22 protein-coding genes are annotated in these 23,666 nt (G+C 64.3%); 12 read left to right on the forward strand and 10 right to left on the reverse strand.

Features of this window, described 5'->3' with window-relative positions; all coding sequences use genetic code 11:
* Window positions 1-2: 2 nt before the first annotated feature.
* Genes BM193_RS21855 through hemC form a run of 3 tightly spaced genes read right to left on the reverse strand, consistent with a single transcriptional unit; the run spans window position 3 to window position 2,924 of the window.
* A complete protein-coding gene (locus tag BM193_RS21855; protein WP_092801077.1) occupies window positions 3-1,163 on the reverse strand; it encodes a uroporphyrinogen-III C-methyltransferase in 1,161 nt (386 codons plus the stop codon).
* Window positions 1,160-1,951: a uroporphyrinogen-III synthase gene (locus BM193_RS21860; RefSeq protein ID WP_092801203.1), complete on the reverse strand. Its 792-nt coding sequence runs from the start codon at window positions 1,949-1,951 to the stop codon at window positions 1,160-1,162. Before BM193_RS21860 ends, BM193_RS21855 begins: the two co-directional genes overlap by 4 nt.
* The gene (gene hemC, locus BM193_RS21865) at window positions 1,944-2,924 is read right to left on the reverse strand and encodes a hydroxymethylbilane synthase (RefSeq protein ID WP_092801200.1); all 981 of its coding nucleotides are present in this window, start codon (window positions 2,922-2,924) and stop codon (window positions 1,944-1,946) included. Before hemC ends, BM193_RS21860 begins: the two co-directional genes overlap by 8 nt.
* A 252-nt stretch (window positions 2,925-3,176) precedes the next feature.
* Here hemC and ppc point away from each other — a divergent pair, with 252 nt between their 5' ends.
* The 3 genes from ppc to BM193_RS21880 all read left to right on the forward strand — a co-directional run bounded on the left by ppc (window position 3,177) and on the right by BM193_RS21880 (window position 9,198).
* Entirely contained in the window at window positions 3,177-6,026 is a 2,850-nt protein-coding gene (ppc, locus tag BM193_RS21870) for a phosphoenolpyruvate carboxylase (RefSeq protein WP_092801074.1), read from the forward strand.
* Between the two features lie 178 nt (window positions 6,027-6,204).
* Window positions 6,205-7,962, forward strand: coding sequence for a PAS domain-containing sensor histidine kinase (locus BM193_RS21875; RefSeq protein ID WP_092801071.1), 1,758 nt, complete (start codon window positions 6,205-6,207; stop codon window positions 7,960-7,962).
* Window positions 7,963-8,052: 90 nt separating this feature from the next.
* Complete coding sequence (locus tag BM193_RS21880) at window positions 8,053-9,198, forward strand: hypothetical protein (RefSeq protein ID WP_092801068.1); 1,146 nt, start codon at window positions 8,053-8,055, stop codon at window positions 9,196-9,198.
* A 62-nt stretch (window positions 9,199-9,260) separates the two neighbouring features.
* Here BM193_RS21880 and rpoD read toward each other — a convergent pair whose 3' ends face one another.
* Window positions 9,261-11,807, reverse strand: a complete 2,547-nt coding sequence (gene rpoD / locus BM193_RS21885) for an RNA polymerase sigma factor RpoD (protein WP_092801065.1) — start codon at window positions 11,805-11,807, stop codon at window positions 9,261-9,263.
* Between the two features lie 567 nt (window positions 11,808-12,374).
* Here rpoD and BM193_RS21890 point away from each other — a divergent pair.
* From BM193_RS21890 to BM193_RS21900, 3 genes are read left to right on the forward strand one after another with little or no spacing between them, the layout of a single operon-like run.
* Window positions 12,375-12,884: a ProQ/FINO family protein gene (locus tag BM193_RS21890; protein ID WP_092801062.1), complete on the forward strand. Its 510-nt coding sequence runs from the start codon at window positions 12,375-12,377 to the stop codon at window positions 12,882-12,884.
* Between the two features lie 9 nt (window positions 12,885-12,893).
* A complete protein-coding gene (locus BM193_RS21895; protein ID WP_092801059.1) occupies window positions 12,894-13,541 on the forward strand; it encodes a 3'-5' exonuclease in 648 nt (215 codons plus the stop codon).
* A 21-nt stretch (window positions 13,542-13,562) separates the two neighbouring features.
* Complete coding sequence (locus BM193_RS21900) at window positions 13,563-13,991, forward strand: SMI1/KNR4 family protein (protein ID WP_092801056.1); 429 nt, start codon at window positions 13,563-13,565, stop codon at window positions 13,989-13,991.
* A gap of 22 nt (window positions 13,992-14,013) precedes the next feature.
* On the opposite strand, the gene BM193_RS21905 is transcribed toward BM193_RS21900, so the two are convergent.
* Both BM193_RS21905 and BM193_RS21910 read right to left on the reverse strand, forming a co-directional pair.
* Window positions 14,014-14,361, reverse strand: a complete 348-nt coding sequence (locus BM193_RS21905; RefSeq protein ID WP_092801053.1) for a DUF4870 domain-containing protein — start codon at window positions 14,359-14,361, stop codon at window positions 14,014-14,016.
* Between the two features lie 90 nt (window positions 14,362-14,451).
* Window positions 14,452-15,873 (reverse strand): aminotransferase-like domain-containing protein, encoded by a 1,422-nt coding sequence (locus BM193_RS21910; RefSeq protein ID WP_092801050.1) that lies wholly within the window; start codon window positions 15,871-15,873, stop codon window positions 14,452-14,454.
* Between the two features lie 176 nt (window positions 15,874-16,049).
* Here BM193_RS21910 and BM193_RS21915 point away from each other — a divergent pair, with 176 nt between their 5' ends.
* Complete coding sequence (locus BM193_RS21915) at window positions 16,050-16,727, forward strand: c-type cytochrome (RefSeq protein WP_254786380.1); 678 nt, start codon at window positions 16,050-16,052, stop codon at window positions 16,725-16,727.
* On the forward strand, window positions 16,724-17,998 hold the full coding sequence (locus BM193_RS21920; RefSeq protein WP_092801044.1) for a cytochrome c: 1,275 nt from the start codon (window positions 16,724-16,726) through the stop codon (window positions 17,996-17,998). Before BM193_RS21915 ends, BM193_RS21920 begins: the two co-directional genes overlap by 4 nt.
* Before the next feature lie 126 nt (window positions 17,999-18,124).
* Here the strand turns inward: BM193_RS21920 and BM193_RS21925 are convergent, their stop codons facing one another.
* Window positions 18,125-18,760: a class I SAM-dependent rRNA methyltransferase gene (locus tag BM193_RS21925; RefSeq protein ID WP_092801041.1), complete on the reverse strand. Its 636-nt coding sequence runs from the start codon at window positions 18,758-18,760 to the stop codon at window positions 18,125-18,127.
* Window positions 18,761-18,948: 188 nt separating this feature from the next.
* On the opposite strand from BM193_RS21925, the gene BM193_RS21930 reads away from it, so the two are divergent.
* Window positions 18,949-19,734 carry a head GIN domain-containing protein gene (locus BM193_RS21930; protein WP_092801038.1) on the forward strand — a complete coding sequence of 262 codons (786 nt, stop codon included), beginning with the start codon at window positions 18,949-18,951 and terminating at the stop codon, window positions 19,732-19,734.
* Between the two features lie 198 nt (window positions 19,735-19,932).
* Here the strand turns inward: BM193_RS21930 and BM193_RS21935 are convergent, their stop codons facing one another.
* On the reverse strand, window positions 19,933-20,475 hold the full coding sequence (locus tag BM193_RS21935) for a YaeQ family protein (protein ID WP_092801035.1): 543 nt from the start codon (window positions 20,473-20,475) through the stop codon (window positions 19,933-19,935).
* Between the two features lie 40 nt (window positions 20,476-20,515).
* Window positions 20,516-21,397: a formyltetrahydrofolate deformylase gene (gene purU, locus BM193_RS21940; protein ID WP_092801032.1), complete on the reverse strand. Its 882-nt coding sequence runs from the start codon at window positions 21,395-21,397 to the stop codon at window positions 20,516-20,518.
* A gap of 346 nt (window positions 21,398-21,743) precedes the next feature.
* Here purU and BM193_RS21945 point away from each other — a divergent pair, with 346 nt between their 5' ends.
* The 3 genes from BM193_RS21945 (at window position 21,744) to BM193_RS21955 (ending at window position 23,359) form a co-directional block, all read left to right on the forward strand.
* Complete coding sequence (locus BM193_RS21945) at window positions 21,744-22,256, forward strand: phasin family protein (protein ID WP_092801029.1); 513 nt, start codon at window positions 21,744-21,746, stop codon at window positions 22,254-22,256.
* A gap of 47 nt (window positions 22,257-22,303) precedes the next feature.
* Entirely contained in the window at window positions 22,304-22,705 is a 402-nt protein-coding gene (locus tag BM193_RS21950; RefSeq protein WP_092801026.1) for a KGG domain-containing protein, read from the forward strand.
* Window positions 22,706-22,846: 141 nt separating this feature from the next.
* Window positions 22,847-23,359 (forward strand): YgjP-like metallopeptidase domain-containing protein, encoded by a 513-nt coding sequence (locus BM193_RS21955; RefSeq protein ID WP_092801023.1) that lies wholly within the window; start codon window positions 22,847-22,849, stop codon window positions 23,357-23,359.
* Window positions 23,360-23,454: 95 nt separating this feature from the next.
* On the opposite strand, the gene BM193_RS28540 is transcribed toward BM193_RS21955, so the two are convergent.
* The gene (locus BM193_RS28540) at window positions 23,455-23,640 is read right to left on the reverse strand and encodes a hypothetical protein (RefSeq protein ID WP_139176289.1); all 186 of its coding nucleotides are present in this window, start codon (window positions 23,638-23,640) and stop codon (window positions 23,455-23,457) included.
* Window positions 23,641-23,666 lie beyond the last annotated feature (26 nt).

Below are 23,666 nucleotides of genomic sequence, written 5' to 3' on the forward strand. Positions count from 1 at the left end.
GCTCAGGACTTCGCTTTGTAGTTGCGCACAGCCGCCAGGCTGTCGGACAAGGTCGGCATTTCGATGGCCAGGTTGCTGGCCTGCACCTGGCGCAGCAGCGCTTGCGCCGTCTGCGTGCTGCGGGCGCGCGTATCGAAATACTTGGCCAGCGCATCCTGGGCGGCGATCAAGTCGTTCCTGAACGCCGTTTCGTTGCGCGACAACAGGGCCATGCGGGCATTGAGCAGGCGCAGCTTGACGTTTTCACGCAAGAAATACGACTGCGTCGGCGACAGCATCAGCGCTTCCGGCGTATCGACTCTGCGGATGCGGATCAGCTGGCGCACGTCGCTCCACATGTCGCTGCTCCAGGTGTCCCAGCCGTCGCGCACTTTCTGCAGCAGCGGTTCCGGCGCGGGCGGGCCCACCAGCTTGCCGGCGGCATCGCGCACGGGCTTGGCGCCCGCCTTGGCCTTGCCCGGCTTTTCCGGCGCGGCCGGCAAGGCCGGCGTTTCGTCGGACAGCATCGGCAAGGCATCGATCTGGGCGATCACGGCATCGAGGCGCAGGGCCACGCCCGTCGAATCGACGCTGGGCAGGGCCTTGAGTTTTTCCATGTCGCGGCCAATGGCGCGGCGGATGGTGATGAATTGCGGCTTGTCCGAGCGCGACAGGCTGCGGTCGGCGTTTTGCAGGGCGATCAGCGCGCCCGGCACGTTGCCTGCCAGTTGCAGCTGCTGGCTGGCGGTCGACAGCACTTGCTCGATTTCCGTCAGCGCCCACTCGTCGCGGTTCTTCGACAAGTCGTTATACAGTTGTTCCAGCGCCAGCTGCTGGCTCTGGGTTTCGCTCTGGCGGTTTTCCAGGGCGCCCACCTTGATCTGCAGCTCTTTCGTGCCTTCTTGCACGGTGCGCGCCAGCACGCCCGTTTCGGCATTGCTGACATCGCCTTTTTGCAGGCGCTTGGCCACTTCTTCGCGCAGACTGCGGATCTGCTTGCTGGTCGACCAGCTTTGCGCGGCCAGCAGCACGGCCAGCACGATGACGGCGATGCTCATGGGCTTTTGCAGCTGTTCGAGCAGGGTCGGCGCACGGCCAGCGGATTGGTCGGCCGCCTGCGGCGCCGTCTTCACGGCGCTGCCAGGCGATGCATTCGTTTCGGAGATGGTAGGCATTTCGTTCATGGTCGTGATTGTAACGCGGCGAGCACTCCTGCGTCGCCTGATCCTGTCAAGGTGACCCGGGCAAAGCCCAGGGCGGTCGCCGTTTGTGCAATGCGGGCGTGTGGCACGATCAGATGCTGCTGTTGCATTTTCACAACAACCCCATTTTCACTGCCACTGTCATCGAGCGCAGCCAGCAATGCCAGCAACCCGCGCAGCGCTTCCGAGCTCGTGATGATCCAGTCGTTATTATGCTGCAACAAGTTTTCCAGGGTCGCCCGCAAGGCCGGCGTCAAGGCTGGCACGCAGCGGCGGTAGGCGGTGACGAATTCGACACTGGCACCGGCGGCCCGCAAGCCCTCGGCCAGGAAGTCGCGGCCGCCATCGCCGCGCACGATCAGCGCGCGCTTGCCGCGCAGGGCCGGCAGGTCCAGCGCCAGCAGCAAATGCTCGGAATCGCTGCGCGCCGTATCGAGCGGACTGGTGATGCTGGCATTGGCATCCGTGACGCCGTGCGCGGCCAGGGCCATCTTGCTGCCCTCGCCCACCACGGCCAGCGGCACGCCGGCCGGCCAGGCCGGCAAATGCGCAAACACGCAGTCGATGGCGTTCGGCGAGACGAACACCACCAGATCGAATTGCTGCAGGCGCGCCAGCACGGCTTGCAGCTGCGCGCGCTCCTGTTCGCCGTCGAGGGCATGGATTTCCAGCAGCGGCAGCAGTTGCACGGGCAAGCCCAGGGCGGCGACCTTGGCGGCCAGCGGCCCCGCTTGCGCCGCGGGCCGCGTGATCACCACGGTGTCAGGCATGCGGCGCCAGGCCTTCATGGTTGTCGGGCGTGACGGCACACGAGGCGAGGATGCCGGCGGCGTCCTGCGCGCGCAGCAGCGCGGCCACTTGCTCGCCCAGCAATTCCGGCGCGCTGGCCGGGCCGCTGGCTTCGGCGCTGGCCATGCGCGCGCCATCGGGCGTGGCGACCATGGCGCGCAGGCGCATAGTGTCGCCGTCGACGGTGGCGTAGGCGGCCAAGGGAATCTGGCAGCTGCCGCCAAAGATGCGCGATACCTTGCGCTCGGCCAGCGACACTTGCGTCGCCTCGGCGTCGTTCAGGGGCGCCAGCAGGCGCTGCAGGTCGACGCCATCGGCGCGCTGGCCCATGATTTCAATGGCCAGCGTGCCCTGGCCCGCCGCTGGCAGGCTCAGTTCCGGCGCCAGCAGCGCGCGGATGCGCGCCGCGAGACCCAGGCGTTTCAGGCCGGCGGCGGCGAGGATGATGGCGGCATAGTCGCCACGGTCCAGCTTGCCCAGGCGCGTATCGAGATTGCCGCGCAGGGGCAAAATGGTCAGGTGCGGGTAGCGGGCGGCGATCAGGGCCTGGCGGCGCAGGCTGCTGGTGCCCACCACGGCGCCATGCGGCAGCGCGTCCAGGCTGGCATAGTCGTTCGACACAAACGCGTCGCGCGGATCTTCGCGCTCCATGATGGCGGCCAGGGTATACCCTTCCGGCAAGTCCATCGGCAAATCCTTGAGGCAGTGCACGGCCAGGTCGGCACGGCCATCTTCCATCGCCACTTCCAGTTCCTTGACGAACAGGCCCTTGCCGCCTACCTTGGACAGGGCGCGGTCGAGGATCTGGTCGCCGCGTGTGGTCATGCCGAGAATTTCGACGCTACACTGTGGATACAAGGCGGCCAGGCGCGCGCGCACGTGTTCAGCTTGCCACATGGCAAGACGGCTCTCGCGCGAGGCGATCACCAGCCGGGAAGGAATACTCTGGGTCAATTCGGATGCTTTCAAAACAAGTTCTTTCGCTGTCGTTGTTGTTTCGCGGGCCGCGCCACGCGATGTGGCATGCGTGATGCGCGATATCGCGCCCGCCGTGGCTATAATCGTTATCCCTTTGCCTACACGGCCAAGTCAGGCTGGCGTCCATGTTAAAGACCATAAATTTTATCATGCGCCCCCTCCCCCTGCGGCCAAACGCCCGGTGCGATCTTCATTCCCTTGCTTTTCCACTTACTTTGGTTCTTTATTATGCTCAATGACGCTGTAGCACCAGAAACAGTCCCACCGGCCGGCGCCGACAAGGATGCGCCCCTGAAAGAAGATATCCGCCTGCTGGGCCGCCTGCTGGGCGACGTGCTGCGGGAACAGGAAGGCGACGCCGTCTTCAACGTGGTGGAAACCATCCGCCAGACGTCCGTGCGCTTCCGCCGCGAGGCGGACGCCGATGCCGCGCTGGAACTGGACGCCATGCTGAAGGAACTAAGCCGCGAACAGACCATTTCCGTCGTGCGCGCCTTTTCCTATTTCTCGCACCTGGCCAATATCGCCGAGGACCAGCACCACATCCGCCGCCGCCGCGCCCACCTGCTGGCCGGCTCGCCGGCGCAGAAAGGCAGCGTCAGCTTCGCGCTGAAAAAGCTGCGCGCCGCCGGCGTGCCGCGCAAGACCGTCGACACCTTCTTCCAGGATGCGCTGATCGCCCCCGTGCTGACGGCGCACCCGACGGAAGTGCAGCGCAAGAGCATCCTCGACGCCGAGCACGACATCGCCCGCCTGCTGGCCGAGCGCGACCTGCCGCTGACGCCGAAGGAACGCCACGCCAACATGCAGCTGCTGCGCTCGCGCGTATCGACGCTGTGGCAGACGCGCATGCTGCGCTATTCCAAGCTGACGGTGGCCGACGAGATCGAGAACGCCCTGTCCTACTACCGCATCACCTTTTTGCGCGAGCTGCCGGGCCTGTACGACGACATCGAGGACGATATCGCCGCCGAATACCCGAATGGCGACGGCACGGTCGAACCGATCAATGCCGCCTACGTGCAGATGGGCAGCTGGATCGGCGGCGACCGCGACGGCAACCCGAACGTCAACGCGGGCACCATGCAGCACGCGCTGGCGCGCCACGCCACCACCATCCTCGACTTTTACCTTGACGAAGTGCACACCCTGGGCGCGGAACTGTCCGTCTCGACGCTGATGGTGGGCGTGAGCGGCGAACTGCAGGCGCTGGCCGACCAGTCGCCGGACGCCTCGCCGCACCGCAGCGACGAACCGTACCGCCGCGCCCTGATCGGCATCTATGCGCGCCTGGCCGCCACCGCCCGCGCCCTGGGCGCCACCAACATCCTGCGCAAGGAAGTGGGGCCGGCCGCCGCCTATCCCGATGCGGCCGCCTTCGTGCTGGACCTGCGCACCATCGTCGCCTCGCTCGAAGCGCACCATGGCGCGGCCCTCGTGCGCCCGCGCCTGGCCACCCTGGCGCGCGCGGCCGACATCTTCGGCTTCCACCTGGCCTCGCTGGACATGCGCCAGACCTCCGACGTGCACGAGCGCGTGCTGGCCGACCTGTTCGCCAAGAGCGGCGTGGCCGCCGACTACGCCGGCATGGCCGAGGCGGACAAGCAGGCCCTGCTGCTCAATGAGCTGGCCCAGCCGCGTTTGCTGTATTCGCCCTACATCGGCTACGCCACCGAGACCGATTCCGAGCTGGCGATCCTGCGCGCGGCGCGCGACATCCGCCAGCGCTACGGCGCGCGGGCCATCCGCAACTACATCATCTCGCACACGGAAACCGTGTCCGACCTGCTGGAAGTGCTGCTGCTGCAAAAGGAAACGGGCTTGCTGCGCACCGACCGGACAGCCGGTGGCGACGGCGACAGCACGTGCGAGCTGATGGTCATCCCCCTGTTCGAAACGATCCCCGACCTGCAGCGCGCGGCCGGCATCATGAGCCAGGTGATGGCCTTGCCTTTGGTCAAACAATTGATCGCCAAGCAGGGACAGTTGCAGGAAGTCATGCTCGGCTATTCCGACTCGAACAAGGATGGCGGTTTTCTCACCTCCAACTGGGAACTGTACAAGGCGGAACTGGCGCTGGTGGCCGACTTCCAGAAGGCCGGCGTCAAGCTGCGCCTGTTCCATGGCCGCGGCGGCACGGTGGGCCGTGGCGGCGGCCCCAGCTACGAAGCCATCCTGGCCCAGCCGCCGGGCACCGTCAACGGGCAGATCCGCCTGACGGAACAGGGCGAGATCATCGCCTCGAAATTCTCCAACGCGGAAATCGGCCGGCGCAACCTGGAATTGCTGGTGGCCGCCACCCTGGAAGCGAGCCTGGCGCCGCAGGAAGCCAACCCGGCGCGCAACAGCCAGCTGGCGCAGTTCGAAGCGGTCATGGCGCAACTGTCGGACCTGGCCTATCACGCCTACCGCGACCTCGTGTATGAAACGCCGGGCTTCACGGAGTATTTCTTCTCGGCCACGCCGATCGCGGAAATTGCCGAGCTGAACCTCGGTTCGCGCCCCGCCTCGCGCAAGGCCAACCAGCGCATCGAAGACTTGCGCGCCATCCCCTGGGGCTTTTCGTGGGGCCAGTGCCGCTTGCTGCTGCCCGGCTGGTTCGGCTTCGGCAGCGCCATCCACGCGTGGATCCATGACGGCGCGCCAGCGTCGAAGGATGACAGGATCGCCACCCTGCGCGCCATGTACGCCGACTGGCCGTTCTTTGCCACCCTGCTGTCGAACATGGACATGGTGCTGGCCAAGACAGACCTGGCGATCGCCTCGCGCTACGCGGAACTGGTGGCCGACCAGGGCTTGCGCGAACGCATCTACAAGCGCATCACGGACGAGCATGGCAACACCCTGCAATGCCTGGAACTGATCACGGGCAATACGGAACGCCTGGCCGGCAATCCGCTGCTGGCCCGCTCGATCCAGAACCGCTTCGCCTACCTCGATCCGCTGAACCACTTGCAAGTGGAATTGATCAAGCGCAACCGCGCCCTGTCCAGTGAAAGCAAGATCGACGAACGGGTCCATCGCGGCATCCAGCTGTCGATCAACGGCGTGGCGGCCGGCCTGCGCAACACGGGCTGACAAGGGCAGACGGATCGGAAAACGAGGCCGGCGCCATCGACGCCGGCCTTTTTTTTGCTTTCCTGTTGGAAAATTATTCTCAATAAGACAACAAAACCCATTACACTAGCGTCGGATACTTCCCCCCACTCCGGCGCCAAGGGCACCGCAGCGGCCAACCACGACGCCAGGGGCGCGGATGAGTAAATGGTCGATTGAAACGCTGGGTTCGGCATGCGCCGCACTGATCCTGGTCATGCTGGGCTGGCTGTCGGGCGCGGCCTGGCCGGGACTCGATTTTTGGGAACATGTCTGCCTGGCCCTGCTGCTGGTGGCAGCCGCCGGCACGGCCATGTGGCTGATGCACCAGCTGCGCACCTGCCTGGCCAGCGCGCGCCAGCAACTGGACGCCAGCACCATGCGCTACCGCGACCTGAGCGAGACGGCGCAGGACGGCATGTGGCAAACGGATGCGCAAGGCACCATCCTGCACATCAATCAGCGCCTCAGCGATATGCTGGGTATTCCCGCGGACCAGTTGCTGGGCCGCAGAATGAGCGAATACTACGACCATGCCACCTTGCTGCGCCTGTGCCCGCTGCTGCGCGCGCAGGAACAAAGCTGCATGGGTGAACTGCAATACCGCCACAGCGACGGCACGGAACGCTGGGCCATGATCAGCGGACGCCGCCTGTACGACCGGCACGGCAAGCTGACGGGCGCCCTGGTGCTGGCCAGCGACATCACCGAACACAAACACGCCGAGCAGGCCTTAAGCCTGGCCCATGCGGAGCTGGAAAACCGCGTGGCGCTGCGCACGGCCCAGTTGCAGGACGTGAATGCCCTGCTCAGTGCCGAGGTCGCCATGCGCGCGCAGACGGAAGCGGCCCTGGCGCGCAGCGAGGAACGGCTGCAGGACATCATCTCGATGATGCCCCTGTCGCTCTTCCTCAAGGATGCCGATTCGCGCCTGCTGCTGATGAACCAGGCCTGCGAACAGCAATGGGGCGTGCGCTTCCAGGATGTGGCCGAAGGGCGCGACTTGCGGCACTTCCCCGCTGATCAAAACACGGGCTTCCTCTCGGCCGACCAGCAGGCATTTGCCAGCCGCCAGGTGGTGATCCGCGAAGAACTCGTGTGGAATGCCCAGCTGCAGGAAAACCGCCTGGTGCAGACGCATAAGAAGCCCGTCTTCGATGCCGACGGCAAGCCGCAGATGATCATCGCCATGGGCATCGACATCACCGACAGCAAGCGCAACGAGGAAAACCTGCAGCGCACGCTGGCCCAGCTGCGCGAGCTGACCGACCACCAGCAAACCATCAAGGAAGAGGAGCGGCGGCGCATCGCGCTCGACATCCATGATGACCTGGGACAAAACCTGATGGTGCTGCGCATCGACGTCTCGCTGCTGCACGCGCGCACGGCCATCACGCACCCGCGCCTGCACCGCCACGCGCAGCGCGTGCTCGACACCATCGACGCCACCATCCGTTCCGTGCGCACCATCATCAATGACTTGCACCCCAGCACCCTGGAACTGGGACTGGGGCCGGCCGCCGAGTGGCTGATCCGCCAGATGGAGGGCCGGAGCGCCATCCGCTACCGCCTGCGCATCGCCAGCGACGCGCAGCACCTGGGCCTGGACCAGCGCCAGACGTCGGCCATCTTCCGCGTCCTGCAGGAATCGCTGTCGAACATCGTGCGCCACGCCCAGGCCAGCGAAGTGGAGGTGGCGCTGGCACAGGACGAGGACGCCATCGTGCTGCGCATCAGCGACAACGGCATCGGCATGCAGCCGGGCGACGACGGCAAGCAGGCCGCCTTCGGCCTGAAAAGCATCCGCGAGCGCGTGCATGCGCTCGGTGGCGAGCTGCGCATCGACAGCCAGGCGGGCCAGGGCACGGCGCTGGCGATCCACCTGCCGCAGCCCCGCCCGGCCGCGGCGCGGGCATGACATTGCAAAAGTTACTAAAAATAGTAGAAATTTAGGTATGCAGTGACAACGTAAAAAAGTATAGTGAGTTTTTTCTTTAAGGAAACTATCATGCCGCCACGGTTCTCCTGCCTGTCCGCCGCCCCACGCCTGACCTTGCTCCTGTTGCTGTGCGCCACACCCCTCGCCGGCGCCAGCATTTACGCCGAACATGGTTTCGGCGAAAAAGGCGGCGATGGCAGCATCGCTTCCGACCTGAACCCGGCGGGCCTGGTGGCCGGCATCATCACGGAAGAAGAAGGACGGCGCCGCGCCGTGATCTACCAGCACGGCCGCATCCGCGAACTGGGCACCCTGGGCGGCAATGAAGGTTTTACCAAGGCCATCAATGCCCATGGCGTGGTGGTCGGTTCCGCGCAGACCGCCAGCGGCGCCTGGCATGCGTTCCGCTACGAGGAAGCGGGCGGCATGCGCGACCTGGGCACCCTGGGCGGCAACAGCAGCTATGCGACGGCCATCACGCGCGATGGCAAGGTGGCCGGCTATGCCGATACCAGCGGCGGCGACTTCCATGCGTTCGTCACACAGGCCGACCACAGCCTGCAAGACCTGGGCACGCTGGGCGGCGCCAGCAGCTATGCCAGCGGCCTGAACGCGCATGGCGTGGTGGTGGGCACGGCGCAGCGCAGCGACGGCTACCGCCGCGCCTTCGTCTACCGCCCCGGTGCGGGCATGCAGGAAATCGGCACCCTGCCTGGCGGGCGCATCAGCTCGGCCACCGCCATCAATGACGCGGGCCTGGTCGTGGGCGCCTCGGAAACGGAAAAACGCCGCTGGCATGCCTTCGCCTGGGACGGCAAGCGCATGCTCGACCTGGGCGCCATGATCGGCCAGGGCGACAGCTACGCCACGGCCGTGAATGCGGCCGGGCATGTCGTCGGCAGCGTCAAGATCAATGGCTATGAACCGATGACCTTTGTCTACAAGGACGGCGTGATGACGGTGCGCCGCCGCGACGACGGCCTGTACCTGACCAACAAGATCACGGACGCCGGCCTAGTGGTGGGCGCCATCTACACGGGGCATAAATTCCAGGCTTTTGCCGTCTCGTCGCGCGCGGCGCCGCCACCACAGCGCGGCAACCCGCTGGACTGGCTGGTCATCACCTTCGTCATCGGCGCCAGCGGCGTGGTGCTGTACAAGCTGCAGCGCAACTACCGCATGGGTCTGCTGGGGGCGCGCACGCGATTCATGTAGACCACGACAGTACAGACGAAAAAAAAGAGGCTTGCGCCTCTTTTTTGTTGCCTGCTGAACGCTTAGTTCTGTGTCAGGAACGTTTTCAGCTTGTCCGAACGCGAAGGCTGGCGCAGCTTGCTCATGGCTTTCGCCTCGATCTGGCGGATGCGCTCGCGCGTCACGTCGAACTGCTTGCCCACTTCTTCCAGCGTGTGGTCGTTCGACATTTCCACGCCGTAACGCATGCGCAGCACTTTCGCTTCGCGCGGCGTCAACGAGTCCAGCACTTCCTTGATCACGTTGCGCATCGAGGCGTGCAGCGCGGCATCCAGCGGTGCCAGCGTCGTGTTGTCTTCGATGAAGTCGCCCAGTTGCGAATCGCCATCTTCGCCCATCGGCGTTTCCATGGAAATCGGCTCTTTCGCGATCTTCATGATTTCGCGTACCTTGTTTTCCGGCATTTCCATCTTGACGGCCAGGGTCGCCAGGTCCGGTTCGCTGCCCGTTTCCTGCATGATCTGACGCGAGATGCGGTTCATCTTGTTGATCGTTTCGATCATGTGCACCGGCACGCGGATGGTGCGGGCCATGTCGGCGATCGAACGCGTGATGGCCTGGCGGATCCACCACGTGGCGTAGGTCGAGAACTTGTAGCCGCGGCGGTATTCGAATTTATCCACGGCCTTCAGCAGGCCGATGTTGCCTTCCTGGATCAGGTCGAGGAATTGCAGGCCGCGGTTGATGTATTTCTTGGCGATCGAAATGACCAGGCGCAAGTTGGCGACCGTCATTTCGCGTTTCGCGTGACGCGCGCGCTTTTCGCCCGCAGCCATCTGCTTGTTGATCTTGCGCAAGTCCGCCAGTGGCAGGGCCACGCGCGCTTGCAGGTCGATCATCTTCTTTTGCAGTTCCTTGACGGCCGGCACGTTGCGGCTGAGGATGGCGCTGTACGGGTACTTGCAGTCGACTTCGCGGTCGACCCATTCCAGGTCGCATTCATTGCCCGGGAATACCTTGATGAAGTGGGCGCGCGGCATGCCGCATTTGTTCACGCACAGTTCCAGCACGGCGCGCTCGATGTGGCGCACTTCTTCCATCTGGCCGCGCAGGGTGTCGCACAGCTTTTCCACGACCTTGGCCGTGAAGCGGATGCCCAGCAATTCCTGCGAAATGGCTTCCTGCGCCTTGATGTAGGCTTTCGAGTTGTAGCCCTCGGGCGCCTTGCGCATCTTGTCGTACTGCGTGGAAATGACGTTGAATTTCTCCAACGCATTCTTTTTCAGCTGCGCCAATTGCTCGCTGGAGAAGCCGGCCGCGCCGCCATTGGCGTCGCCGTCTTCCTCCTCGGCTTCCTCTTCCTCTTCGTCCTCATCGCTGGCGGCGGCCGGCGCGGCGGCAGCGGCGGGCGCCGGGGCATTGCTTTCGTTCAGATCGACGAAGCCGTCGACCACTTCATCGACCTTGATCTCGTCGCGCGCGATTTTCTGCGACAGGGCGACGATTTCGCCGATGGTGGTCGGGCAGGCGGAAATGGCCTGGATCATGTCCTTCAGGCCGCCTTCGATGCGCTTGGCGATCTCGATCTCGCCTTCGCGCGTCAGCAGCGCCACGGCGCCCATTTCACGCATGTACATGCGCACGGGGTCGGTGGTGCGGCCGAAGTCGGAGTCGACCGTCGACAGGGCCGTGGCGGCAGCCGCCTCCACTTCATCGTCGCTGGTGACGGTGGCAACGTTGTCTGTCAGCAACAGGCTTTCCGCGTCAGGGGCGCGCTCGTAGACGGCGATGCCCATGTCGTTGAAGGTGGCGATGATGCCTTCGATCGCTTCCGGATCGATAATATTTTCCGGCAATTGGTCATTGATCTCGGCATAGGTGAGGAAACCGCGTTCCTTGCCCATGTTGATCAAGCCCGTGATCTGCTTGCGGCGGCGTTCCAGGTCCGCTGCCGACGCTTCCGGATCGCCCAGCGCATCGGCCAGGCCGCCCTTGGCCTTGCGGTCGCGCGCTTTCGAGACGGCCTTCAGTTCGGCGCGTTCGACGGCGTTCAGTGCTGCCACTTCATCGTTTTCCGGCGTGAATTCGCTTGGTTTACGGCCACGGCGGCCAGGCACCTTGACTGTCGGCAAGAAATAATTCGACGTATCGATGGCGGCCAGGGCGTCGGCATCGGTGGTCTTGCTGACCACTTGCGCGCCGCTGATGATGGTCACGGGCGCCGCTTCCGGCTTGGCGCGCACGACTTTCGAGCGGGCCGCCGTCACCACCTTGTTCGTGGCGGCGCTTTCGCTGACCTTGCGCGGCGCGACGGCCACTTTGACGGCCGGGGCGATTTTCACGCTCGGCACCTTGGCTGGCGCCGCGTCGACCGACTCGGCAACCGCCTCGACGACCGCTGCGGCCACTGGCGCTTCCGCAGCCGACTCGGCTGGCGGCACGGCGGCCAGGCGCGAGCGGCTTTTCTTCACCACGGTGACGACGGTGGGCGCCGTCGTGACGGTGGCTTCCGGATTCGCTTGCGCATTATCGATGAAGTAAGATAAAGTCGTTTTGGGTACGGCAAGTGGCGCCGCGGCTGGGCGTGGCGCCTTGGCGGACAACGTTAAAGTTTTTGGCGTATTCTTCATGAGATATCTCTTAATGCGAGACCAGATGGTGTCGGCGCGAAGTGAATGATTCCACCTAAGCCTGCGAAACCGGACTCGATGGAGCGTGTTGTTGCGGCTGCCGTCAACGGCAGCGGCGCCTGTCTATCGGAACGTTCAAAGCCCGCGCCTCCGGCAGGCGGAGCGGCGAGGCCGAAACCGGGTCAGATAAATAGGCGATGTACATTGCGGAATGAAAAAAAGCCCGTACCAGAACGGGCTTGAATCTATTGTTGTTCATTGAAGACACAGCGGAGAGCAAGATTATGCACGAAGGCCAGTTATCTGGATAATTGATAAACGGAATGTCCGATATCAAAAATACCAATAATTGTCGCCCTGCACCGCACTGCTCCTATCCCCTGCACACCTGAGCCAGACCATCAAAAACAGGGCCCAGTCATCAGCGCAAGCCGACATTATACACATTTCCCGTATTTCGCGCTGTGCTCCCTGCAGTGCGAAGCCGCTTATCGCAGGTCAAGTTGCCAAAAAAGACAATGCACTTGCCTGTGGCGCGTGCTATGCTCCCCTTTTATAGCCCAACCAATGATGTCGATGACCAGCTCCACGCCAGACCAGCAAGCCACCACTCCTGTCACGCCAGCAGATGCAGCCCCAGCGGCGGCACCCGCCGCCGCGGCCACACCGGCGCCCGCCGGATTGACCGCGCGCGCCCTGTTGAAGCAGTTCCAGGAGCAATTCACGCCTTTCCGCGATTGCCTGCCCTTGTCGATCGGTATCGACAAGCAGATCCTGGCGCGTTTGCCGGACCTGGACCGCAAGCTGATGCGCACGGCGCTGGGCATCCACACGGGTTCGCTGCGCTACCTGCGCGTGATGGAAAAAGCCAAGGTGCGCTACGACCTCGACGGCACCGCCGGCGCGGAAGTGACGCAAACCCACCGCGACCACGCCACGCAAGTGTTGCAGCAGCGCTTCAAGAAAGAAGCCGAGCGCAAGAAAGCCGAGCGCGATGCGGCCGCCGCCGAAGAAGCGAACCGCTTGCGCCTGGAAAAACTGAATCAGCTGACCGCGAAATTCTCGCGCAAAGGCTGATCCGGTTTCATGGACACCGCTGCCGCGCCGCCACTGCCGCCCTACCGGGGCATCGAACTCGACCACGTCAAGCTGGTACGCACCAGTGACGATGCCAAGGCGGCCATGGCTGCCCTGCTGGCAGCGGACGCCATCGGCTTCGATACGGAATCGAAGCCCACTTTTGTGAAGGGCGAGTCCTCCACGGGACCGCACCTGATCCAGCTGGCCACCGATGACATCGCCTACCTGTTCCAGGTGGGCGCCACGCCGGCCCCGGCCCTGGCCGAACTGAAAGCCATCCTCGAATCGACCACCACCCTGAAGGTGGGCTTCGGCCTGTCCGACGACGTCAAGCGCCTGCGCGCCAAGCTGGGCATCGCGCCGGCCCAGGTGCTCGACCTGTCCGTCGCCCTGCGCGGCGGGCAGCGCAACGACCTGGGCGCGAAGACGGCCGTCGCCAAGTTCTTCGGCCTGCACCTGCAGAAGTCGAAAAAAATCTCCACCACCAACTGGGCCACGTCGCGCCTGACGGAAAAGCAGATCCTGTACGCGGCCGACGATGCGCAAGTGGCCCTGCGCGTGTACCGCCGCTGGATCGCCGACGGCGGCAAGGTGGCGCCGCAAAAGGCCCCGCGCGCCAGCACGCCGCCGGCCCCGCCGCCCGTCGCCGCCTGAGGCGGCACGCCCTCCAGCCACATGAGCAAGAGCAAGGCCATCGGCACCACGCTGGACGCGATCGCCGCCGCCGAACAGGCGCTGGGGCGATCCCTGCCCCCGTCCTACGCGCAATGGTTATTGCTTAACAATGGCCGCGCGCTGGGCGCCTTGTGCATATTTCCCGTCTACGACGCGGCCAATGCACGCAAGACGTGGGAATCGATAGCGCGCCATTACGAGACGAGCTGGCAGGAATGGCTGGAGAATACGGGCGCGAACGGCAGCGATGCCGCTTCCCTGCTGCCCTTTGCCCAGTTCGGCACGGGCGACTACTATTGTTTTGATTATGCGCAAATGGGGCCGGCTGGCGAACCCGTGGTCGTGCTGTGGTCGCACGAAACAGGGGCTGCCACCGCGGTGGCGCCCGATTTTGCATCATTCCTGATACTGCCCGGCCGCCCGGGATAAAACCCGGACAGCCGGCGCCAGCTTATTTGACGGGACGCCAGGTCAGCGGATAGCGGTAGACGACGCCATTGCTGGCCTTGACGGCGGCAATGATGGAAAACACCAGGTTCCCCAGCGCCACCAGCCAGAACATGAAAAGGCCGATCAGCACGAACGACAGGATGAAGCAGGCGATGTACCAGAGGATCAGGGTGATCTGGAAATTGAGCGCTTCGCGGGCATTCTCGGCCGAGAACTTGTCCGCATCGTCCTTCTTGATCAAATAAATGATCAGCGGCGCCACCCAGCTGGTGAACAGCCCGCCGATATGGGACAGAATGGCGATCGTCGTATCTTGCGTACGACCCACTTCCGGCTGCGAGTTTTCCATTATCATTCCCATCATTTGTTATAGATACATCAATATAACAGTAATATTTCTTTTTGGAATGAAACACTTGCTGCCGCACGGGATTTTTTTTCACGTGCCGCTTGCCGCCGCCTGCGCCAGCCGCCCCAGGGTGGCGATGGCCGCTTCCATTGGCGCGGTCCACGGGTGGCCGTAATTGAGACGGATGCAGTGGCGAAACGCGCGCGTGGCGGAAAAGATGGGGCCGGGCGCGATGCTGATGCCGGCCGCCAGCGCGCGGCGGTGCAAGGCCAGCGCATCGACGCCCACCGGCATTTCGACCCACACGAAGTAACCGCCCTGCGGCCGCGTGACCCGCGTGCCGGGCGGGAAATGCACGGCAATGGCTTGCAACATGATGTGTTGCTGCGCGGCCAGGGTCAGGCGCAGCTGGCGCAAATGGCGGTCATAGCCGCCCTGCGCCAGGTAATCGGCCAGCGCCATCTGCAGCGGGATCGGCGCCGACAGGCTGGTGGTCAGCTTCAGGCGCTCGACCTGGCGCGCGTAACGTCCCGCCACGGCCCAGCCCAGCCGGAAACCGGGCGCCAATGTCTTGGAAAACGAACTGCAATGCATGACCAGGCCCGCGCCGTCATGGCTCTTCGTCAAGCCTGGCCGCCGCTGGCCAAAATACAATTCCCCATACACATCGTCCTCGATCAGCGGCACGCCATGGCGCGCCAGCAAGGCGACCAGCGCGCGCTTCTTTTCGGGCGGCATCAGGCTGCCCAGGGGATTCTGGAAACTTGTCATCAGCCAGCAGGCCGCGGGCTGGTGGCGCTGCAGCACCTCCTCCAGCGCCGCCAGGTCGACGCCGTCGCGCGGGCTCGTGGCGATCTCGACGGCCTTGAGTTCCAGCCGCTCCAGCGCCTGCAGGCAGGCATAGAAGCTGGGCGACTCGATCAGCACCGTGTCGCCGGGCCGCGTGACGGCTTGCAGGCACAGGTTCAGCGCTTCCAGCGCGCCATTCGTGATGACGATGTCATCGCTGGAGACGGGCACGCCGTCCTGCTGGTAGCGCAAGGCGATCTGGCGGCGCAGCTCGGCATTGCCGAGGGATAGATCCGTCACCGTGCTCCACGGGTCGAGGCGGCGCATGCTGGCCGAGACGGCCCGCGCCAGTTTTTCCATTGGGAACAGATGCGGACTGGGGAAGGCCGAGCCGAAGGGCACGATGTCGCGCGCGCCCACGGCACCCAGCACCTCGAAGACGAGGTCGCTGACGTCGACGGTGGTGCTGGCGTCGACGGGGTGGGAACTGTCCGGCTCGGGTGCCAGCGCGGCGCGCTGCGGCGCCACGTAATAGCCGGAACGGGGACGCGAGACGATCATGCCACGCGCTTCGAGCAGATAATAGGCCTGGAACACCGTCGACGGGCTGACACCGCGCCGCGCATGCTGCTGGCGCACGGACGGCAACTTGTCGCCGGGCAGCAGCAGCTGCGTGCTGATCATGGCAGCCATCTCTTCCGCCAACACTTCGTATCGCTTCAATCCCGCTCCCCTGTCTCCGTCAAAACTGATCCGTAGTTTTTCCGCACAACTGATCCTGTTCCAATATCCGCCCACAGTATATCCTTGGCAATGATGCCAGCAGCCCCGGCCAGCCCAGAGAGGATAATTATTTCATGCGACTTCCCATTGCCAGGCTTCCTTTCCTCCTTGTCGGCATGGCGCTCGTGCTGCCCGGCCCGGCCATGGCGGCCACGCTGCCGGACAGCCTGGAGCAGCGCATCAAGGCGTGCACGGCCTGTCATGCGCAGCAGGAAAAGCACGACGCCTTCTTTCCCCGCATCGCCGGCAAGCCGGCCGGCTATCTGTACAACCAGCTGCTGAACTTCCGCGAAGGCCGGCGCCAGTATCCGCTGATGAACTACATGGTGGAACATTTGCCGGACGCCTACCTGCGCGAAATCGCCGACTATTTTGCGGGGCAGCACCCTGCCCCGCCGCCGGCCCAGCCCAGCGGTGCCGGCACGGCGGCCCTGGCGCGCGGCAAGCAACTGGTGCTGACGGGCGACAGCGGCAAGAAAATCCCCGCCTGCATCGCCTGCCACGGCCAGCAGCTGGCCGGCGTGGCGCCCGCCATCCCCGGCTTGCTGGGCTTGCCGCGCGATTACATCAACGCCCAGCTGGGCGCCTGGAAGAACGGCATCCGCCGCGCCCACGCGCCCGACTGCATGGCGCAAGTGGCGCAGCGCCTGTCGGATGCGGACGTGGGCGCCGTCTCGGCCTGGCTGGGCACGCAAGTGGCCAGCGCCGACGCGCGTCCGGGCGCCAGCATCGCCTTGCCGCTGCCCCTGCATTGCGGCGGCGTCCCCGGTTCCGGCGCGCAGGTGGCGCCATGAAAAAATGGAGCATCGCGGCAGGCCTGGTCCTGATCGCCGGCGCCAGCGCCGCCTTCCTGCTGTATCCCGCCGACGACCCGGGCCCGCCAGCGGCCGCCAGCGGCCTGAACCCGCAACAATTGATCGAACGCGGCGCCTACCTGGCCAAGGCGGGCGACTGCATGGCGTGCCACACGACACGCGGCGGCGTGGCGTACGCGGGCGGACGGGCCTTGCAGACGCCGTTCGGCAAGGTACTCTCGCCAAATATCACGGCGGACAGGGAAACGGGCATCGGCAGCTGGACGGCCGACGATTTCTGGCGCGCCATCCACAACGGCAAATCGAAAGATGGGCGGCTGCTGTATCCGGCCTTTCCCTACACCAATTACACCAAGGTGCGGCGCGAGGACAGCGACGCCCTGTACGCCTACTTCCAGAGCGTAACGCCGCACAGGCAGACGAATCAGCCACATGCGTTGCGCTTCCCCTACAACCAGCAGTTCGCCCTGGCCGCCTGGCGTGCCCTGTACTTCAAGCCGGGCGTCTACCAGCCGGCAACGGAAAAAAGCGTGGAATGGAACCGCGGCGCCTACCTGGTGCAGGGCCTGGGTCACTGCAGCGCCTGCCACAGCAGCCGCACCACGCTCGGTGGCAGCGACGATGGCCTGTCGGGCGGCCTGATCCCCGTGCTGGGCTGGTACGCCCCATCGCTGACGTCGGATGCGGAAGCGGGCCTGGGCGACTGGGACACGGCGCATATCGTGGAATTGCTGCAAACGGGGGTGTCGCCGCGCGCCACCGTCTTCGGCCCCATGGCCGAGGTGGTGCGGCAAAGCCTGCAGCACATGGACACGAGCGACGTGCAAGCCATGGCCGTCTACCTGAAGAGCCTGCCCGGTCCGGCGCAACCGGCACGGCGCGTGCCGCGCGACACGTCCGAGCCAGCCAAGCAGCAACTGGCGCTGGGCGCGAAACTGTATGCGGCGCAATGCGCGAGCTGCCACCAGGACGATGGCAAGGGCATGCCGCCCGCCTACCCGCCGCTGGCCGGCAACCGTGCGCTGACGACCGTCTCGGCCGTGAACGCCATCCGCCTGGTGCTCAACGGCGGCTTCGCGCCCGGCACCAAGGGCAACCCGCGCCCGTATGGCATGCCGCCGTTCGGCCCCGTCATGGACGACACGGAAGTGGCGGCCGTGGTCACGTACCTGCGCGCGTCGTGGGGCAATGATGCGCCGGCGGTGTCGGCCCTGGAGGTGAATAAATACCGCAGCGTGCCGCTGGAGTAGCCGTCAATCACTGCGCAAGCCCGGCTACAGCCGGGGTCGGACCCTGAGGGTCCGACCCCAGTGGTTTGCGGGTTCCCCATAAAAAAACCGGCCAGGGCCGGTTCTTTTCATGTCAAACAGCTGCTCTCAGCGGAACTTGCTCTTGTGCCCAGTCTTGAGGTCCAGCGCAAAGCGCACGCCGTTGTCCGTCAGCATGACTTCATCGGGCGGTTCCTCGCCGGCCAGGGCGCCGTCGATCAGGGGCAAGCCCTCGCCCTTGCGCATCAGGTCGTTGCAACGCTCGTAGACATTGGCGCAGCCCGTGGACGCCATCAGCGATTGCACGATGGCCACTTTCCACGCGTCGACGCCGCCGGCGTTGAATTCGCAGATCAGGTAGCCTTGCGCGCCGCCGAACAGCTGCACCACCAGGCCCGGCAAGCCTTCGTCTTCGCCCTTGATCAGGGTCAGCAGCTGGTTCTCGCCCGCCTTTTTGATGGCTGGCAGCTTTTTCTCGATGGCCGCCTTGACGCGGCGCTTGATCAGCGCGTGGTCGACGGGCTCGTCTTCCTTGAAGCTCCAGATGCGCGCGCGGATCTGCGACTTCGAATTGTAGGCGGCGCGGGCGATGAACTGCTTCGACGAGCTTTGCACGATGGCCGTCGAGCCGGGCTTCATTTTTTCCTGCGGCTTGCCGTCGACTTTTTCAATCGCGGAGGCGTAAATCCACGATTGGCCCAGCAAGCTCTTTTCCTTGCCCTGTTTGATGGTGATGATCAGCATGTAATTCCAGTAGTGGGACCGGCGCGTGCCGGTCGTCGTATGTCCAATACCGGCATGATACCTCATGCCATCCTGTCGCATCCTCCCGCATTCTGTGCCGCCGGCCTTGCAGTCTGTCGCAGCGCCCTGCGCGGCGACAGCGGCCTGGCTTACCATGCACGCATCTCAATACAGAACAGGGAGCCAGCATGACCTACGCCACTTTTCACCCCTACCCCACCCGCGCCGCGCGCGCCCTGCTGCTGGCGGCCTGCATGCTGGCGCTGCCTGCCGTGCCGGCGCTGGCCTCGCCATTGGACTGGATTTCCGGCAACAGTATCCAGGGCAGCGGCAAGCTGCAAAAACAGGCGCGTCCGGTGGGCGCCTTCCATGGCGTGGCGCTGAACGTGCCCGGCAATGTCGAGCTGCGCATCGGCAACACGGACAGCGTCACCATCGAAGGCGACGACAATATCCTGCCGCTGATCGAAACGGTCGTGGAAAACGGCACCCTGCGCATCCGCCCCGCCAAGCGCAACAGCAACTTTCGCCAGACCAGCCTGACCATCGTCATCCAGGCGCGCCAGGTGGAACGCATCAGCGTGGGCGGCTCGGGCAGCATCCATGCCACCGGCCTGCGCGCGGAAAAACTGCGCTTCGACGTGGGCGGTTCCGGCTCCATCAACGCGCGCGACCTCGACAGCCGCATGGTCTCCGTGGCCATCGGCGGCAGCGGCAACTTCACGGCCAGCGGCAAGACGGAGCAATTGACGTCGTCGATCGGCGGCTCAGGCAATATCCAGGCGGGCAAGCTGGCCGCCAGCGACGTGCAGGTGAGCATCGGCGGCTCGGGCGCCGCCACCGTCTGGGCCAAGGATGACTTGACCATCAGCATCGGCGGCTCCGGCGAGGTGAATTACTACGGCGACCCGCGCATCAGCCGCAGCATGCAGCGCTCGAGCAGCATCAAGCGCCTGGGCAGCGCGCCTAACTGAGGACAGCTGTCAACACCTGCTGCGCGTCGCGATTTGCGGCCTGCCATGCGCACTGCCTCGGCGGCCCCGTACATTCGCACAGCTGCGCTTCTCAGCCACAACTCACATCCGCTCGCTACGGTTTTTGCCAGGTGTCGTGCTGATTAAAAAAACAAAGCCCGGAGCGATCCGGGCTTTTTGCGTTTCAGACAGCCAACATCAGCGTGCCGGCTTCACCGGTTCGCGGTCGATCAGCACCGTGTTGACGCTGTCCGTCAGCCAGATCTGGCCATCCTGGATCGTGCATTGCAGCTGCATCGTGCGCTGCGCCAGCTTGCTCATCTCTTGCGCCGCTTCCGACGGCAGGTTGATGACGGTCAGGTTCTTCGCCCGTTCCAGCTTGTTCGCGATCTGCTTCCACCAGATGTGGCTGGTTGCGCCATAGCTGTAGACGATGACCTGCTCCGAACGGCCGCAAGCCTTCAGGATGCGCTTTTCGTCAGGCTGGCCCACTTCGATCCACAACTGGATGGCGCCCGTCAGGTCCTTCTGCCACAGGTCCGGTTCTTCCGTGTCAAACAGGCCTTTCGTAAACGTCAGCGCCTCGTCGGCGTGGATGGCGAACGCCAGCAGGCGCACCATCATGCGCTCGTCCGTCTCGGACGGGTGGCGCGCCAGGGTCAGCGCGTGATCCTGGTAGTAATTGCGGTCCATGTCGGCGATCTGCAGATCGGCTTTGAAAATTGTTGCTTTAAGGGCCATCGTGTTTCTGTCTCGGTAAAAAGTGAAAATGCAGTCGGTATCAGCGGAACACCACCGTCTTGTCGCCATTTTTCAGGATGCGGTGCTCGACGAACCATTTCACGGCGCGCGCCAGCACCACGCATTCGACGTCGCGGCCGATGGCTGTCAGGGTTTCCGCATCCATCGCATGGTCGACGCGCTCGACATCCTGTTCGATGATCGGGCCTTCGTCCAGGTCGCCCGTGACGAAATGCGCCGTCGCGCCGATCAGCTTGACGCCGCGGTGGTGCGCCTGCGCATATGGCTTGGCGCCCTTGAAGCTGGGCAGGAAGGAGTGGTGGATATTGATGGCGCGGCCGTCGAGCGCCTGGCACAGGCCGGGCGACAGGATTTGCATGTAACGGGCCAGCACCACCAGGTCGATCTGGTGCGTGTCCATCAGGTCGAGGATCTTCGCTTCCTGCGCCAGCTTGGCCGCTTCCGGCGCGCCGGCCGCCAATGGCAGGTGGTGGAAGGGGATATTGTAGCTGGCCGCCAGCTGGTAGAACTCCATGTGGTTCGAGACGATGGCGGGAATTTCCACGTTCAGCAAACCGCTCTTGTAGCGGAACAGCAAATCATTCAGGCAATGGCCGATCTTCGACACCATCAGCATCACGCGCGGCTTGACGCGCGCATCGTGCAGCTGGCCATGGAAGGGGCCATTCAACTGCATGGCTTGCGACAGGGCGGCGAAGTCGCTGCGCAGCTGGGCGTCGCTGACGGCGCCGTCTTCCAGCGCGAAATGCACGCGCATGAAAAACAGCTGGGATTCCTGGTCGCCGAACTGGGCGGAATCGAGGATGTTGCAGCCGCGTTCGGCCAGGAAGCCGGACACGCGGTGCACGATGCCGCGCTGGTCCAGGCAGGACAGGGTCAGGATGTATTCGGGATGCGTCATGGTCGCGAAATAAGGTCAAAAAGTCAGTCTATGCTCGTCTCAGCCACGCGCGCCGGCTATCGGCTGCGCTGCCGCGAGCCGGCTATTGTCGCACGGCTGGGGCCGTAAACCCGCATTTTCCATGCAGCCGCCACGACAAGGCAACGTCTGCGTGCAATTCACGCTTCGTTTGATCTAGCGCAAAGGCCTCGCGTTTTTCAAGCGGCGAGCCGCCATTCCCGCCCTAAACGGCCATCGGCCACGGAACCTGGCGCGCCGTCCGGCGTCTATCCCTTTGCTTGTTTCAACATACGTCGCACCCGGTGCACCGGGTGTTTCCCGGACCAGATTTTCATTGAGGTAGAACATGTTCCCTAACAGTTTCAATTCCAGTCTCAGCCCCGCCCTGAAGTCCCACCTGGAAGCCCAGCTCAATTTCGCCACTGAACTGTCACGCAAGATGGTCGACACGGCGCAGCAAATGAGCGCGCTGCATCTGCGCCTGGCGCAAGACCTGCTCCAGGAATGGAGCAGCGCCAGCCAGCAGCTGCTGTGCGCGCGCGACACGGGTGAGCTCATGTCGCTGGCAGCGGGCCGGATGCTGCCGGGCGGCGACAAGCTGCGCCAGTATCAGCAGCAGCTGGGCAATCTCGTCGCCAATGCCAATGTCGAGATGAACCGCACCGCGGAAACGCACCTTCCAGAAGCGAGCCGCACAGCTGCCGCCTTCGCCGACGAAGTGGTGCGCAAGACCGCCGAGGAAACGGAAAAAGCCACGCAGCGCCAGCGTGAACTGATCGAGAAAATGCACGCCGGCGGCCCACGCGACGGCGCAGGCCGCAGTCACGATACCGGCAGGCAATCCGATCAGGCCCGTTAACCATCTGATGGACCATTTGCCCCCACTCGACCACAAGGAGAACCAACATGGCTAGCAATCAAGGTAACGAACAAGGCAAAGGCGCTGGCAGCAGCCAGAAAGCCAGCGATCCCGGCAGCACCAAAGGCACGAGCAAGCGCGGTTTCGCCGCCATGAACGAAGAGCAGCAGCGCGAAATCGCCAGCAAGGGGGGCCAGGCAGCCCACCAAAAAGGCACGGCGCATGAGTTCGACTCGGAAGAGGCGCGCCGGGCCGGCCAGAAAGGCGGCGAAGCCGTGAGCCGCAACCGCGAACACATGGCGGAAATCGGCCGCAAGGGCGGCGAAAGCAGGCAGTCGGCACAACGCGCCAATGAGAGCCGCAGCAGCACGGCGGCACGCAGCGGCAGCACCGAGCAAGCGTCCAAAACCAGCCGGCAAGGCGACAAGGACGAGGAGGACAAAGGCTGAACGGACTGGGCGCGCCTGCGCTGAACGACGACGGGGCGGGCGAAGGACAGCGGGCGGCGGGGCAGGACACTGCGCCGAGGTGGGCAATATGGTACATTCTCGCCTCACCGACACACCCGCGATCCGCCCCGCCCTTCTTCCATGCAGCCATCCCTGAAATACCTGAGCGCCTATTCCGAGCAGACGCAAGCGCAAGTACAGCAACTGATCGCGCAAGACAAATTGGGGGAGGTGCTGCTGAAGCGCTATCCCGGCGCGCACGACGTGCGCAACGACAAGGCGTTGTACCAGTATGTGCAAGACTTGAAGAATGAATTCCTGCGCAATGCGGAACCCATCAACAAAGTGGCGTTCGACAGCAAGATCCACGTGATCCAGCATGCGCTGGGTTTACATACGTCCATCTCGCGCGTGCAGGGCGGCAAGCTGAAGGCCAAGCATGAAATCCGCGTGGCCACCATGTTCAAGGAAGTGCCGCTGGAATTTCTGCGCATGATCGCCGTGCACGAATTGGCGCACGTAAAGGAAAAGCAACATGACAAGGCCTTCTACAAGTTGTGCACGTATATGGAACCGCAATACCACCAGTATGAATTCGACGTGCGGCTGTACCTGACCCAGCTCGACCTGTCCGGCCAGCGCCTGTGGTCATGAGGCGACAGGCACCAAGATCGCAAGGCAGCAGAGCCAAGGCGGGCGCGAACCAGGCATGGCGGGCGCGTCGCAGTGGGCGGAGGGACGGTGGGACGTTACGGTGGTGACAGTACGGTGGTGACGGTATGGTGTGACGGTATGGTGGTGACGGTGCGGTGTGACGGCATGGTGTGACGGCACGCCTGCGCGAACTGCGGCGCCGGCACATCACTACGCCGGATGGGCTCGATGCCTTCCATACGCACCAGCTCCGATAGACTCATGACAATCATGACAATCATGACAAGCCGCCCGTGCCTCTGCAGGC

The sequence above is a fragment of the Janthinobacterium sp. 344 genome, assembly GCF_900112025.1.
In the GTDB taxonomy this organism is placed as follows: Bacteria; Pseudomonadota; Gammaproteobacteria; order Burkholderiales; family Burkholderiaceae_D; genus Janthinobacterium.

What these genes read in the sequence shown, in the direction of transcription:
- BM193_RS21890 (WP_092801062.1), top strand. Translation starts at nt 12,375, where the DNA reads ATGATGTCGATGACCAGCTCCACGCCAGACCAGCAAGCCACCACTCCT.
- BM193_RS21955 (WP_092801023.1), top strand. Translation starts at nt 22,847, where the DNA reads ATGCAGCCATCCCTGAAATACCTGAGCGCCTATTCCGAGCAGACGCAA.
- BM193_RS21915 (WP_254786380.1), top strand. Translation starts at nt 16,050, where the DNA reads ATGGCGCTCGTGCTGCCCGGCCCGGCCATGGCGGCCACGCTGCCGGAC.
- rpoD (WP_092801065.1), bottom strand. Translation starts at nt 11,807, where the DNA reads ATGAAGAATACGCCAAAAACTTTAACGTTGTCCGCCAAGGCGCCACGC.
- BM193_RS21855 (WP_092801077.1), bottom strand. Translation starts at nt 1,163, where the DNA reads ATGAACGAAATGCCTACCATCTCCGAAACGAATGCATCGCCTGGCAGC.
- BM193_RS21875 (WP_092801071.1), top strand. Translation starts at nt 6,205, where the DNA reads ATGAGTAAATGGTCGATTGAAACGCTGGGTTCGGCATGCGCCGCACTG.
- BM193_RS21900 (WP_092801056.1), top strand. Translation starts at nt 13,563, where the DNA reads ATGAGCAAGAGCAAGGCCATCGGCACCACGCTGGACGCGATCGCCGCC.
- BM193_RS21895 (WP_092801059.1), top strand. Translation starts at nt 12,894, where the DNA reads ATGGACACCGCTGCCGCGCCGCCACTGCCGCCCTACCGGGGCATCGAA.
- BM193_RS21950 (WP_092801026.1), top strand. Translation starts at nt 22,304, where the DNA reads ATGGCTAGCAATCAAGGTAACGAACAAGGCAAAGGCGCTGGCAGCAGC.
- purU (WP_092801032.1), bottom strand. Translation starts at nt 21,397, where the DNA reads ATGACGCATCCCGAATACATCCTGACCCTGTCCTGCCTGGACCAGCGC.
- BM193_RS21935 (WP_092801035.1), bottom strand. Translation starts at nt 20,475, where the DNA reads ATGGCCCTTAAAGCAACAATTTTCAAAGCCGATCTGCAGATCGCCGAC.
- BM193_RS21880 (WP_092801068.1), top strand. Translation starts at nt 8,053, where the DNA reads ATGCCGCCACGGTTCTCCTGCCTGTCCGCCGCCCCACGCCTGACCTTG.
- ppc (WP_092801074.1), top strand. Translation starts at nt 3,177, where the DNA reads ATGCTCAATGACGCTGTAGCACCAGAAACAGTCCCACCGGCCGGCGCC.
- BM193_RS21930 (WP_092801038.1), top strand. Translation starts at nt 18,949, where the DNA reads ATGACCTACGCCACTTTTCACCCCTACCCCACCCGCGCCGCGCGCGCC.
- BM193_RS21905 (WP_092801053.1), bottom strand. Translation starts at nt 14,361, where the DNA reads ATGGAAAACTCGCAGCCGGAAGTGGGTCGTACGCAAGATACGACGATC.
- BM193_RS21860 (WP_092801203.1), bottom strand. Translation starts at nt 1,951, where the DNA reads ATGCCTGACACCGTGGTGATCACGCGGCCCGCGGCGCAAGCGGGGCCG.
- BM193_RS28540 (WP_139176289.1), bottom strand. Translation starts at nt 23,640, where the DNA reads ATGATTGTCATGATTGTCATGAGTCTATCGGAGCTGGTGCGTATGGAA.
- BM193_RS21925 (WP_092801041.1), bottom strand. Translation starts at nt 18,760, where the DNA reads ATGCTGATCATCACCATCAAACAGGGCAAGGAAAAGAGCTTGCTGGGC.
- BM193_RS21945 (WP_092801029.1), top strand. Translation starts at nt 21,744, where the DNA reads ATGTTCCCTAACAGTTTCAATTCCAGTCTCAGCCCCGCCCTGAAGTCC.
- BM193_RS21920 (WP_092801044.1), top strand. Translation starts at nt 16,724, where the DNA reads ATGAAAAAATGGAGCATCGCGGCAGGCCTGGTCCTGATCGCCGGCGCC.